Source organism: Microbacterium hominis NBRC 15708 (assembly GCF_001592125.1).
Lineage (GTDB): Bacteria > Actinomycetota > Actinomycetes > Actinomycetales > Microbacteriaceae > Microbacterium > Microbacterium hominis.
In genome coordinates this window covers 1-12,464 of sequence record NZ_BCWI01000017.1, presented here as the reverse complement: position 1 = coordinate 12,464, position 12,464 = coordinate 1, and the positions used below count along the sequence as shown (strand labels likewise).

The 12,464-nt window shown below is 73.5% G+C and carries 14 protein-coding genes; 3 read left to right on the top strand and 11 right to left on the bottom strand.

Annotated elements, in window-relative coordinates; translation table 11 throughout:
- Nucleotides 1-16: 16 nt before the first annotated feature.
- From MHO01S_RS12645 to MHO01S_RS12625, 5 genes are read right to left on the bottom strand one after another with little or no spacing between them, the layout of a single operon-like run.
- Nucleotides 17-1,612: an SLC13 family permease gene (locus tag MHO01S_RS12645; RefSeq protein WP_061782393.1), complete on the bottom strand. Its 1,596-nt coding sequence runs from the start codon at nucleotides 1,610-1,612 to the stop codon at nucleotides 17-19.
- Nucleotides 1,613-1,641: 29 nt separating this feature from the next.
- Entirely contained in the window at nucleotides 1,642-2,580 is a 939-nt protein-coding gene (locus tag MHO01S_RS12640; protein ID WP_061782392.1) for a nuclease-related domain-containing protein, read from the bottom strand.
- Between the two features lie 8 nt (nucleotides 2,581-2,588).
- Nucleotides 2,589-3,125 carry a hypothetical protein gene (locus MHO01S_RS12635; RefSeq protein ID WP_060959280.1) on the bottom strand — a complete coding sequence of 179 codons (537 nt, stop codon included), beginning with the start codon at nucleotides 3,123-3,125 and terminating at the stop codon, nucleotides 2,589-2,591.
- Complete coding sequence (locus tag MHO01S_RS12630) at nucleotides 3,122-3,940, bottom strand: LssY C-terminal domain-containing protein (RefSeq protein ID WP_060959309.1); 819 nt, start codon at nucleotides 3,938-3,940, stop codon at nucleotides 3,122-3,124. Before MHO01S_RS12630 ends, MHO01S_RS12635 begins: the two co-directional genes overlap by 4 nt.
- On the bottom strand, nucleotides 3,937-5,004 hold the full coding sequence (locus tag MHO01S_RS12625; RefSeq protein ID WP_061782391.1) for an enoyl-CoA hydratase/isomerase family protein: 1,068 nt from the start codon (nucleotides 5,002-5,004) through the stop codon (nucleotides 3,937-3,939). The genes MHO01S_RS12630 and MHO01S_RS12625 overlap by 4 nt, the downstream gene beginning before the upstream one ends.
- A gap of 144 nt (nucleotides 5,005-5,148) precedes the next feature.
- Between MHO01S_RS12625 and MHO01S_RS12620 the strand changes: the two genes are divergently transcribed.
- A complete protein-coding gene (locus tag MHO01S_RS12620; RefSeq protein WP_255266094.1) occupies nucleotides 5,149-6,225 on the top strand; it encodes an ATP-binding cassette domain-containing protein in 1,077 nt (358 codons plus the stop codon).
- Nucleotides 6,222-7,046: an ABC transporter permease gene (locus MHO01S_RS12615; protein WP_060959277.1), complete on the top strand. Its 825-nt coding sequence runs from the start codon at nucleotides 6,222-6,224 to the stop codon at nucleotides 7,044-7,046. The genes MHO01S_RS12620 and MHO01S_RS12615 overlap by 4 nt, the downstream gene beginning before the upstream one ends.
- Before the next feature lie 6 nt (nucleotides 7,047-7,052).
- Here MHO01S_RS12615 and MHO01S_RS12610 read toward each other — a convergent pair whose 3' ends face one another.
- Entirely contained in the window at nucleotides 7,053-7,448 is a 396-nt protein-coding gene (locus MHO01S_RS12610) for a hypothetical protein (RefSeq protein WP_082808084.1), read from the bottom strand.
- A gap of 127 nt (nucleotides 7,449-7,575) precedes the next feature.
- Between MHO01S_RS12610 and MHO01S_RS12605 the strand changes: the two genes are divergently transcribed.
- Nucleotides 7,576-8,547, top strand: coding sequence for an acetylxylan esterase (locus tag MHO01S_RS12605; protein WP_060959276.1), 972 nt, complete (start codon nucleotides 7,576-7,578; stop codon nucleotides 8,545-8,547).
- Between the two features lie 33 nt (nucleotides 8,548-8,580).
- Here the strand turns inward: MHO01S_RS12605 and MHO01S_RS12600 are convergent, their stop codons facing one another.
- From MHO01S_RS12600 to MHO01S_RS12580, 5 genes are all read right to left on the bottom strand, one after another.
- Nucleotides 8,581-9,375, bottom strand: coding sequence for a uroporphyrinogen-III synthase (locus MHO01S_RS12600; RefSeq protein ID WP_060959275.1), 795 nt, complete (start codon nucleotides 9,373-9,375; stop codon nucleotides 8,581-8,583).
- 232 nt (nucleotides 9,376-9,607) lie between these two features.
- Nucleotides 9,608-9,880, bottom strand: a complete 273-nt coding sequence (locus MHO01S_RS12595; RefSeq protein ID WP_060959274.1) for a hypothetical protein — start codon at nucleotides 9,878-9,880, stop codon at nucleotides 9,608-9,610.
- The gene (locus MHO01S_RS12590; protein ID WP_060959273.1) at nucleotides 9,870-10,280 is read right to left on the bottom strand and encodes a phage holin family protein; all 411 of its coding nucleotides are present in this window, start codon (nucleotides 10,278-10,280) and stop codon (nucleotides 9,870-9,872) included. The genes MHO01S_RS12595 and MHO01S_RS12590 overlap by 11 nt, the downstream gene beginning before the upstream one ends.
- Before the next feature lies 1 nt (nucleotide 10,281).
- Nucleotides 10,282-10,677 (bottom strand): hypothetical protein, encoded by a 396-nt coding sequence (locus tag MHO01S_RS12585; protein ID WP_060959272.1) that lies wholly within the window; start codon nucleotides 10,675-10,677, stop codon nucleotides 10,282-10,284.
- Between the two features lie 108 nt (nucleotides 10,678-10,785).
- Complete coding sequence (locus MHO01S_RS12580) at nucleotides 10,786-12,237, bottom strand: protoporphyrinogen/coproporphyrinogen oxidase (RefSeq protein ID WP_061782389.1); 1,452 nt, start codon at nucleotides 12,235-12,237, stop codon at nucleotides 10,786-10,788.
- Nucleotides 12,238-12,464: the final 227 nt, after the last annotated feature.

Sequence of the window (12,464 nt, the reverse complement as noted above, 5' to 3'; positions counted from 1 at the left end):
CCGCGACGCGGTGGCGCTAGAACGGCCAGATCAGCGGCACGTACACCACGGCGACGAGGAGGTACACCGCCATCAGCGGCAGGCCGAGCTTGCCGTAGTCGCCGAACCGGTAGCCGCCCGGCTGCATCACCATCAGGTTGGCCGGAGTCGCCACGGGCGTGAGGAACGCGGCGGCGCCGGCCACCGTCAGCGCCATCATGAACGGCTGCACGCTGGCGCCGAGCGTCTGGGCGATGGCGACCGCGATCGGGAGCACGACGAGCACCGTGGCGACGTTCGAGATGAACTGACCCAGCACCATCGTCAGCACGCACAGCACCAGCAGGGCGAGCTGCGGCGAGCCCGAGCCGATGACGCCCAGCACGGCGTCGGCGACGATGTCCGCCGCCCCCGTCGTGATGAACGCCGACGACAGCGGGATCATCCCCGCGATGAGGATGACGGTCGTCCACGAGATCGCGCGGTAGGTCTGCGGCACCGTCAGCACCCGCAGCAGCACGAGGGCTCCCGCCGCGAGCAGTCCGGCGACCACCGCCGGCACGAGCCCCGTCGCGAGGAGCACGACCATCGCGCCGATGACGCCGATCGCGCGCTTGGCGCCGCGGCCGAGCGGCACGGCACGCTGCAGATCCTGGGGCGGGGTCACCGCGATCACGTCCGGCGACTGGGCGTAGCGGGTCAGCGCGGCCCAGGGTCCCTGCACGAGCAGGGCGTCGCCGGCCTGGAGCACGAGCGCGCCGGCCACTCCCGTGCCCCGCGACGCGTTGGGGCCCTCGTCGTCGCCGCGGCGGACGGCGAGGATCACGAGGTCCTCGCCGCGGGTCGTCATGCCCGCCGACACCGTACGTCCGATCAGTCGCGATCGCGGCGCGACCAGCACTTCGGCGACGCCCTCGCGTGCGCTGAACAGCAACCCGGTGTCGAGGTCGACGTCGTAGCTCGCGCGGAGCGCCTGCGCGTGCTCCCGCGGGTCCGGCGCCACCTCGCCCAGCCGCTCCGCCGTCCGCTCCGGCAACAGCCGGCCGCCGCCGAGCGCGACGACCGCGACGGTCAGCAGGACGAGCGGGATGCCGGCGAGCGCGAACTCGAAGAAGCCGAACTCCCGACCGCCGGCGGCGGCCGCCGCCTCGCTGACGACGATGTTGACGGGCGTTCCGGTGAGGGTCAGCAGCGACCCCGCGCTCGCGGCGAACGCGAGCGGGATCAGCAGCTTGGAGGGGACGATGCCGGCGCGCACCGCGACGACCACCACGACCGGCAGCAGCGCCGCGACGGCGCCGTTGATCGAGATGAAGGCGGTCAGCACCGCCGCCAGCAGGCCGATGATCGCCGTCAGCCGTCCGCGTCCACGGCCCGCGCGCGTGACGACCTGCTGTCCCAGCCAGGCCGTGACACCCGTGGCATCCAGTGCTTCGCTCACCACGAACAGCGACGCGATGAACAGCACAGTGGGATCGCCGAAGCCCGCGAACGCCACGCCCAGCGTCAGCACCCCGGTCGCCCACAGCGCCAGGGCGACCCCCAGCGACACGAGGGCGAGCGGCACGCGACCGCTGACGAAGGCCACGACCGCGAGAGCGAGGATCAGGAAGGTCCAGGCGGCGGGGTCCATGCCCTCACCCTAGACGCGACGCCGCGGCCTCAGACGAACCGCACCGTCTGCTGCAGGCGGGTGCGGACGTCGAACAGCTCGTTTCCGCCGATGTCGCGTGCGCCGGTGAGGCCGCGCCGCAGCACGGTCGACAGCGCCGAGCGGGCCACGACCGCCACGGGCAGTCCGCGCACCTTGCCGATCTCCTCGATCGCGGTGACGACGTCGTCGTCGGGGAGCACCACGATCGCGCCGCTGAACCGCACGCGGGCCGCGCGGGCGAGCGCCCGCGCCCCCGCCACGAGGTCGGCGATCGGCGCGCCCACGCCGTCGCCGATCAGCTCGCCGCGGCGCAGACGCACGGGACCCCCGAAGTCCTCGCTGAGCAGGGCGTAGAGGCCGCTGGGGCCGAGGACGATGTGGTCCAGCTTCAGCGACGGGTCGCGGGGGTCGGCGGCGACGTCATGCCAGACCGTGTAGCCCATTCCGAGCTCGCCGACGATGCGCGCGGTCGCCTCCTCGGCGAGGGCGTCGGCGAGGAGGCGTTTGAGCTCGCGGGGCGCCGCCCGCACGAGCGCCGGGTCGTAGGGGTCGGCGAGGGCCGTGCCCCGCCCCGCCCACTCCCGGATCAGGTCGAGGTAGCGCTCGCGGCGCCAGCCGCCGGGCTGTCCGAACGATCGGGCCCGCGGCCTCGTGTCGGCCGGGCGGGCAGGCGGCCGCCACCCGCCGTCCGCCGCGGCGTCGGGGCCGTAGGCGGCGGCCTCGACCCCGCCGAAGCCGTGCCCGCGGTCGTACGCCGCCCGCGCCTCGGCGCTTCCGACGAGCTCCCAGGCCCGCTGCACCTGCACGAACTGCGCCGCATCGCCGCCCGTGTCGGGGTGGGTCTGGCGCAGCCGCAGCCGGTACGCACGACGCAGCTCGTCGTCGGCGACGTCCGGCGCGACGCCGAGCACCTCGTAGGCGGACGCGGAGAGCGGACTGTCGAACACGGGATCCCTCAGCGCTTCTCGTTGCGACGTGCGTAGGCGGCGGCGCTGCGGCTGGACAGGGCGAGCAGAACCAGGATGTCCAGCGCGAGGGCGGGCAGCGTCGAGAAGAGCGTGATCTCCTGGTCGCGCACCCACCAGCTCGCGAAGGCGGCCGAGATGGAGAGGGTGGCGACGGTCATGACCGCGACCCGGGCGAGGTTGCTCCCGCGATAGAGCAGCAGCACGCACGCGAGCTGGATCGCCGCCCCGATCGCGAACACCGCGAGCACGAGCAGGAGCGAGGCGTCGAGCACGTCGGGCGTCACCTCGATCCCGTCCAGATCGAGCTCCAGCTCGCCCGCGTAGGCACGCCAGTGCACGGCCAGATCGATCATCGACACGATCCCCACCAGGGCGCTCAGCAGCACGAGCCCCGCCCCCGCGACGGTGGTCGCCGGCCGCCGCATGCCGGGGTCGTGGGCGACGGGCTGGAGCAGTCGGGTGACGGGCTCGTACGAGGGGCGCTTCTCGTGGCGCTGCCGACGGCCGCCCTCCGCCGCGCTCATGCCGTCACCGCCCGCACGTCGACGACGGGCAGGTCGCCGTCGGTGCGGATGCTGTCGCCGCCGCCGTTGCGGGCGTGGTAGCCCGTCGAGAAGTCGGCGATGAGGTCGACGTGCACGGCCGGCTCCCCCGCGCGCAGGGTGGCGACGATGTGGTCGCGCTCGACGTCGGTGTCGGCGTCGATGCGGTGCGTCACCTGCAGCGTGAACAGCGAGAGCCCGACGGAGGTGTCGAAGGTGCCGGCCGCGAGCCAGTCGACGCGGCGCCCGCCGGGCAGCAGCCATCCGTCGGGACACTTCCAGAAGCGCACGTGGTGACGCTGGGCGGGGTTGCCGTCGACCTCCTGCTGATAGGCGAAGTCCTGCTGGCGACCGAACAGGAAGAGAGGGCTGACCGGGGCCTCGTGGTAGCTGCGGCGCGCGAGCGTGGAGGTCACGATGCGCCACGACGACCGCAGCGTCACGGGGTCGGCCTTCGTCCAGCCCGCCGCGCGCATCGCCTGCTCGATCTGCTCGCCGTCGCCGAGGAAGGCGAGGTTGACCGGGTCGCCGAGCAGGCCGTCGCTCGTGCGGGCGCGGCCGATGAAGTAGTCGGGGACGTAGACGGTCGTCAGGATGCGGTGCAGGCGCGGGAGGACCAGGTAGGCGAGCAGCGCCCAGAAGAGGATGAACCCGACGATGCCCCACCACCCGATCGTGAGGCTCTCGGTGAAGCCGAGGTAGGCCAGCCAGATCGCGGCCAGTCCCGCGAAGACGAAGAAGAACTGGTCGATCGCGACCCCGATCGACCAGCGTCGCTGCGCACGGCTGCGGCTCACGGGACCGCCCACAGGGGCGCGGGCGGCTGCCAGGCCAGGGCGCGCGCGGCGAGCTCGTCGTCGACGTCGGCGAGCGCAGCGGGGTGCCACCGCGGATCGCGGTCCTTGTCGACCAGCTGCGCCCGGATGCCCTCCGGAAGATCCGGCTGGGTCTGCGCGAACCAGAGGACGAGCCCGTACTCCTGCGCGAGGGCCGCCCGGAGGTCGGGGAGCGTCCGCGCCGCGCGGACGGCGGCGAGGGTCACCGTCAGCGCCGTCGGCGACGACGCCTCGAGCAGGTCGGCGGTCGCCCCCGCCTCGGGCTCGGGGCGGCGGCGCAGCCGTTCGATGATCTCCGCCACGCGGGGAGCGGAGAACGCCTCGTCGATCCACCCGCGCGCCGCCTCGAGCCGCGACGGCCCAGGGGTCTCGTCGAACAGCAGCACGATCTCGGCCGGCGTGCCCGGATCGGCGCGGTCGGCGAGCGCGGCGCTCAGATCGCCGATCCGCTCGCTCGGCACGAGCGCGTCGGCGAAGCCGGCGTAGAGGGCGTCGGCGGCATCCATCGCCTCGCCCGTCAGCGCGAGGTACTCGCCGAGGCGACCCGGCGCGCGGGCGAGGAGCCACGACCCGCCGACGTCGGGGGTGAAGCCGATGCGCGTCTCGGGCATGGCCAGCCGCGACCTCTCCGTCACGACGCGCACGGCGGCATGCCCGGCCAGTCCGATGCCGCCGCCCATCGTGACGCCGTCCGCGACGACGACGATCGGCTTGCGGTACTCCGCGATGCGGGCGTTGAGCGCGTACTCGGCCCGGAAGAAGTCCGCGGTGGCCGCGACCGCCCCGGCCAGGATCTGCTCGCGCAGGCCGCGCACGTCGCCGCCCGCGCAGAGCCCGCGCTCGCCGGCCCCGTCGAGCAGGACGAGATCGATGTCGGCGTCGTCCTGCCAGCGGTCGAGCGCGGCGGAGAGCGCCTGGATCATGCCGAGATCGAGCGCGTTGATGGCGCGCGGCCGGTTGAGGGTCACGTGTCCCACCCCGCGGTCGGTGCGGACCAGCACGGTGGGTTCGGCGGCGTCACTCACGCTGGCAACGTTACCCGCGCGGTCGGCGTCGCGCCTCCGCGGGCGTCGGGGCGCGCATCGGGCAGGATGGAAGAGGCACGTGACTGCGCGTGCCTCCAGGAGAGGACGACGATGCCCGAAGGACACCTCCTCGAGTTCCGTGACGTGACGAAGACATTCGGGGCGATCCGCGCGGTCGACTCCTTCTCGGCGCGTGTCGAGCCCGGACGCGTCACCGGTTTCCTCGGACCGAACGGCGCCGGCAAGACGACGTCGCTGCGGATCCTGCTCGGCCTGGTCCGCGCCACCTCGGGCAGCGCCACCATCGGCGGCACCCGCTACGCGGAGCTGCGTCACCCGCTGCAGACGGTCGGCGCCGCCCTGGAGGCGTCGAGCTTCCACCCCGGCCGCAGTGCCGCCGGGCATCTGACGGTGTCGGCGCAGGCGGCGGGCATCCCCGCCTCGCGCGTGGACGAGGTGCTGGGTCTCGTGGGTCTCGCCGACGCGGCCGGACGCAAGGTCGGCGGCTTCTCGCTCGGCATGCGCCAGCGACTCGGCCTCGCCGCCACGCTGCTGGGCGACCCGGGGGTGCTGGTGCTGGACGAGCCCGCCAACGGCCTCGACCCCGAGGGCATCAAGTGGCTCCGCGGCTTCCTCGCCCAGCTCGCCGCCGAGGGCCGCACCGTGCTGGTCTCCTCGCACATGCTCGCCGAGGTGCAGCAGACGGTGACGGCGCTGCTGATCATCTCCCAGGGGCGCCTGGTCTACGAGGGCGACGTCGCGGGCCTGACCGACCCCGACGACGTGGCGACGGTGATCGATGCGCCCGACCGCGCCGCGCTCGCGGGCGCCCTGGATGCCGCGGGCATCGCGTACGCGCCGCTGCGGACCGGCTTCACGGTGCGCGGCCGCGAGCCCGTCGAGCTCGGGGCCGTCGCGGCCGCCGCCGGGGTCGCCCTGTCGGCGCTGCACCGCCGCGGACCCGCGCTGGAAGAGGTGTTCCTCGATCTCGTCAACGGCACGCGCGTGCACGCCCCGCGACCGGACGTCGCGGCGGTATCCACGCCGGCATCCACGCCGGCGTCCGCTCCTCCCGTCGCCGCCGCCCCCGCTGCCGACGCCGAGTCGTGGGAGGAGCCGGCCGTCGACGACACGGAGTACGTGCACGCCGTCGAGGACGATCCGATCGAGGGGGACGTCTCCGACGATCCGGGCCACGACGAGGAAGGGGCGCACCGATGAGCATCGTGAACGCGACGCGGTCGGAGATGACGAAGCAGTTCACCACCGCGATGTGGTGGATCCTCGCCGCCGTCCTGCTCGCCTACGTCGGCGTGACCACCGGTGGGCTCGCCGCCACCTTCGGTGCGCTCGCGACGGGCGCGCTCGACACGAGCGCGACGAACACGCCCGCCCTTCCCGCGGACGTCGTCCCGCCGCTCGTGTACAGCCTGGCCACCTCGGTCGGGTACGTCTTCCCGCTGCTGATCGGCACCCTGCTGGTCACCAACGAGTTCCGCCACAAGACCCTCACCCCCACCTTCCTCGCCACGCCGCGGCGCGGCGTCGCACTCGGCGGCAAGGTGATCGCGGGCGTGCTCATGGGGCTGCTGTACGCCGTGGTGGCCCTCCTGGCGGCCGTCGGCATCGGCGCGGGGGCGCTCGCGCTCGTCGGCGTCGACACCCGCCTCGGGGAGGGGGAGACCTGGGCGATGATCGCGCGGATGGTCGTGGCGTTCGTCCTCTGGGCGCTGATCGGGATCGGCGTGGGCACGCTGGTGCGCAACCAGGTCGCCGCCGTCGTCGGGGTGCTGGCGTTCACACAGTTCGTCGAGCCGATCCTGCGGACGGTGGCGGGCTTCGTCGACGGCCTCTCGTCCGTCACGACCGCCCTGCCGGGAGCCGCCTCCGACGCGCTGGTCGGAGCGAGCATCTACACGAGCATCGGCGGCGCCGCCGGCTCGACGCTGACCTGGTGGGGCGGCGGACTGATCCTGCTGGCCTACGCCGTCGTCCTGCTCGGGCTCGGGTATCTCGTCAGCTGGCGGCGCGACGTCGCCTGAGCCGTCTCAGGCGCGGTCGGCGATCTCGGCGACGTCGACCGGGGCGTCGTCGCCGTCCAGGCGCAACGCCTGCACGAGGGCGAGGCCGTGGCGCGTGGTCAGCACGAGTCGCTCGAACTCGGCATCCGGCGCCAGGTCGACGACGACGGCGGGCCGGCGCCGGCGGACCACGACGAAGTCGCACCCGCTCGCCGAACGCCAGGTGCCCATGGCGACCGTCCCGCGCACGAGGGTGCCGGGGGCGGGCACGCCGCGCAGCCAGGTCCAGGCGTCGTCGGTCAGCTGCACCCTCAGGATGTGCGAACGGTCGACGCGGACGCTCTCCGATCGCCGTGACAGAGCGCGTTCGACGCCCGACAGCACGACCTCGAGCTGCGTCGCGTCCAGCAGCAGGGTCACCATGCCATCAGTCTGCCAGCGCCGCCATGTGCGGATGCTCACAGCACGGCAACGATCCGGTCTCGCCAGGCGATATCGTGAGGATTCGGCGGGGCAGACGCCCCGTCCGACCGCCAGCACGGAGCCCGTCATGCCACGATTCGACCTCGATCCCGACGCCCTCGAGACCTACCGCCCCGACGTGCGCGAGCCCGCGGACTTCGACGATTTCTGGTCGCGGACGCTCGCCGGCGCCCGGGCCGCGGGCGGCGAGGTGACGCTGGAGCCGGTCGAGACGGTGCTGACGACCATCGACGTGTTCGATGTGACCTTCCCCGGTTACGGAGGCGAGCCGGTCAAGGCCTGGCTGCGCGTTCCTCGCGGCGAGGCCGGGCCGCTGCCCACGGTCATCGAGTTCAACGGCTACGGCGGCGGCCGGGGGCTTCCGACGGAGCGGCTGGGCTGGGCCTCGTCCGGCTACGCGCACCTGTTCATGGACACCCGCGGCCAGGGCTCGACGTGGGGCTCCCCCGGTGCGACGCCCGATCCGCACGGCACGGGCCCGTCGACGAACGGGTTCATGACCCGCGGAATCGAGTCACCCGACGAGTATTACTACCGTCGCGTCTTCACCGACGCCGTGCGCCTCATCGATGCCGCGCGCACGCTGACGATCGTCGACGCCGACCGCATCGCGGTGACCGGCGGAAGCCAGGGCGGCGGCATCACGCTCGCCGCCGCGGGCCTGAGCGACGGCCTCCTCGCCGTCATGCCCGACGTGCCCTTCCTCTGCCACTTCGAGCGCGCGATCGGCATGACCGACCGCGAGCCGTACCACGAGGTCGTGCGCTACCTCTCGGTGCACCGCGGCGCCAGCGCCGGCGTGTTCCAGACCCTCTCCTACTTCGACGGCGTCAACTTCGCGCGGCGCGTGAGCGCGCCGTCGCTGTTCTCGGTCGGGCTGCTCGATCCCGTCTGCCCGCCGTCGACCGTCTACGCGGCCTTCAACCACGTCGACCGCGACGACAAGCAGATGCGGGTCTACGACTTCAACGAGCACGAGGGCGGACAGGCGTTCCAGTGGGACGAGCAGGCGCTCTTCCTCGGGAGGCTCCTCGGCTGACGACCGGCATCCGGGCGCCTCACGCCCGCACGCTCAGAGGTGGAACTCGTCGTTGGCGTGCGGCAGGGGGAAGCTGGAGACGGCCGCGATGAGACCGTCGACGGTCTGCTCGCGAGCGACCGCGCTGACGCCCAGCCCGACCTTGCGGGCATCCTTCGCGGTGCGCGGGCCGATCGCGGCGATGACGGTCGTGTCGGGGATCTCGGGGAACTGCAGCCGCACCTGCTCGGCCACCGAGCCGCTGCTGACGAGGATGGCGTTGATGCGGCCGTTCGCGACGTCGTGGGCGATGCGTTCGGTGACCGGCACGCCGACCGTGCGGTAGGCGACGACGCTGCGCACGTCGTGACCGGCCTCGGTGAGCCTGCGCGTCAAGACGGGCTTGGCGATCTCGCTGCGCAGGGTGAGGATGTGCCGCGGCTCGGGCTCGAGATCGATGAGCTGACCGGCCATCCCGGCGGCGGAGTTGTCGTCGTCGGGCACCAGGTCGACGCGGTACCCGACCGCACTGAGTGCGGCCGCCGTGGTCTCGCCGACCGCGGCCACGCGCGTGGTCGCCGGGATGACGGCGCGGTACGCGTACAGGACGTCGACCGTCGTCGCGCTCGTGAGGGTGACCCAGTCGAACGCGCCGGCGGCGAGGTCGGCGAGGGCCGTCTCGAGGGTGGCCTGGTCGGTCGACGGGGCGAAGTTGATGAGGGGGGCGATCACCGGCACGGCACCCTGGGAACGCAACGTCGCGGCCACGGAGTCGCCCCACGGTCCACCGCGGGGCACGAGCACTCGCCACCCCTTGAGGGGCTTGGCGGCGTGCGGGTCAGGGATCATGCTCGACTCTCGTGATGCTCAGTCGGGACACACGGTTTCGCGCGTCCGGCAACGACGGGGCGTGCACGCGCGAACGCCAAGGCTGCGCGGCTCGGGTCGTCGTTGCCGGCAGCTTGCGCACCATTGCCGCTGCCTGAGACACGAGCATACCCCGGGGCGCGGGACGCGCGGACACGGGTTGACAGCGCCTCGCCGACACGCAATATCGCGCGCGTGCGGGCGTCGCGCGGGGTCAGCGGGTGTAGGCGCGGACGATGCCCCACACCGTGAGTCCCACCAGCGCGGCGGCTCCCAGCACGGCGGCGGTCGCCAGAGCGGGCTTGCGGCGGGCGAACCGGCGGGCGTCGCCGACCGCGCGGTCGGCGGCGTTCGCGACCCGCTTCGGGACGTTCGCCTTCTCCTCGATCGCGGCGAGGGCGGCCTTGAGCTCGGCGCGGGCGCTCTCCACCGGGTCGGTGATCCCGAGGGCGACCGCGGTGCGCGGAATGGGCTGGTCAGAACTCATCGGCCACGTCCTTCACGATGCGCGCGTCGACCTTCACGGCGTCGACGGGGTTGGTCGAGCGGCTCAGATGCTTGAACCGCAGGAGTCCGAGCCAGGCGAACACGGCCGCTCCCACGAGGGCGATCACCACGACGATGAGGCTCGCGAGCCACGCGGGCATCCACGACGACAGCCCGATGATGGCGAACGCGGCCAGTGCCGGCAGCGACCAGAAGAGGAAGAAGAGCGCGACGATGAACCAGACGCCGCCCATGCCGGCATCCTTGCCCGCCTTCTTCGCCCAGTTCTTCGCCGAGTCGACCTCGGCGACGACGAGGTTGCGGACGAGCTCGGGGACCTCGCCGACGAGTGTCAGCAGGCTGTCGTCGGAGCGATCGCGGAACCCTCGGGATGCGGCCATCTCAGTCGCCCGCCACCTTCTTGGCCTCGCTCTTCGCGTCGGCGACGGCCTTGTCGGCCGCCTTCTTGACCTCGGCCGCCGTCTTCTCCGCCCCGCGGGCGACGTCGTCGGCCGACGCGCGCCCCGCCTTCAGCGCGGAATCGAGCTTCTGTCCGGGGGTCGAGCCCTTGCCGGCCGCGCGGGTGACCTTGACGGCCCCGTCCCACAACGCGCTCGGCAGGGCGAGGGCGGCGCTCTTTCCGAGCTCCTTCGCCTTGACGACCTGCTTCTGCACCGGCGGGGTGTTCCAGAGCTTGAGGGACGCCGCCTTGATCTGCTCGTAGCGCTCACGCCCGGCGCGGGAGCCGAGCACGTAGCCTGCGGCGAGTCCCACGACGATCCCGATCTTGCCCCTCATGGCGTCTCCTCGTGTTCGAGCCCGTGGTGCTTCGTTCCTCCAGGGTAGCCCCATATTCCGATTCCGGCATCCGATCGGTGCGGGGCTGTCCCGCGGGGGCGCGCTGTGCTAGGGCCGGCCCCACAGAACATCGTGGCGGACGCGCTCGACCTCGTCGATCGTGTCGGCGACGACGCTCGAGATGCCGCCTCCGGCCAGGTCCTCCCCGACCGCGACGATGCGCCCGAGCGGCGCGATGCGGGCGCGCAGGGCGGCCGCACGCTCGGCATGGCCGAGAGCCGACGACGGCGGCGCGAGGAACGCGGTGCGCTGCGCACTCGCCCGGATCGCGCCGATGCCCGGCCACAGCCGCGTGAGGTCGCGCGCCGCGAGAGCCAAGGGGTCATCGCCGCCCTGGTCGGGATCGACGGTGACGCGGAAGACGCGCCGCGTGGGGCCGGACGCGGCACGCACGCTCGACCAAGCGGCGCCGGCGTCGATGACGGATGCCGCGGCCATCGCGCCCGGCACCGGGTACACGGTCGCCGGGCCGGCGGCGCTGGTGCCGGCATCCATCACGAGGGTGACGACCTCGCGGGCGGGGCGGGCGGGGGCGTCGAGCGTGACGCCGAGCGGGGCGAGCAGGGTCGACGCGGCGGGCGCACCGGCCGCGAGGACGACGATGTCGGCGGGCAGCGGCTGAGGGACGCCGTCGTCGCCCCGATCGACGGCGTCCCCGGCGCCGTCGACGTGGACGAGCCAGCCCGTCTCGGTGCGGGAGAGCGCGGTGACCGCGTGCCCGACGCGGATGTCGGCGTCCAGGGTGAGCAGCCGCTCGGCGAGCGCCTGGACGAGGCGGCCCATGCCGCCGCGCAGGGTGGCCCTGCGGGCCCGGGGCGGCTCGGTGCCGTCCTCCGACCGTGCCGGGAGAAGTTGGTCGACGGCGCCGCCGAGCGAACCCGCCCGCGTCAGCGCTGCGCTGAGGCCGGGCACCGCGAGGTCGACGTCGATCTCGTCGGGATCGACTCCCCAGGTGCCGATCGTGAGGGGGGCCACGAGCCGGTCGCGGATGCGCACTCCCATCCGTGTGCGCACGAGGGCGCCCAGGCGACGCTCGCGGCCGATCGTCAGCGGAGGCCGCAGGCGGTCCAGGTAGGCCCGCCAGACGCCCGCGCTTCCCACGAGGCGGCGCACGGCCGGCGCCCACACGTTGGCGGGGATGCCGGCGCGGTTGGCGGGCAGCGGCACGACGTGCAGACCGTCACCGGCCGCGACGGCGACGGCGACGCTCTCGTCGGCCGCGGGCTCGACGTCGGCGCGCAGCTCGAGCTGGTCGATAAGGTCGGCCAGGGCGGGGGCGGAGAGCGAGAACACCTCGGCGGCCAGGTCGATGTCGATCCCGTCGAGCGTCGCGGTCTCGATGGCTCCACCCACGCGGGTGCCGGCTTCGAGGAGGACGACCGGCATCCCGATGCGCGCGCACTCCCACGCGGCCGTCAGGCCGGCGATCCCTCCACCGACGACGACCACGCGGGTGGCGCGGGCACGGTCGGCGAGGGTGGGTTCGGCGCGCTCGGACACGCCCCCATCCTCCCATCCCGTCTGCGCCGGGGCGCCCGCGCCCGACGTGACCCGTGCGTGGTGCTCAGAACGGTGGTGGGTCGTCGGTGTGCGGCACGAATCGGACGCGGCTGGGTGGGTGGTCGTGGTAGTGGCGTCCCGTGGGTGAGGTCCATTCGAGGGTGCCGCCGCCGAGGTGTCGGACCCGCCATCCGGTGTGGTGCTTCACGGTGTGGTGGCGGCGGCAC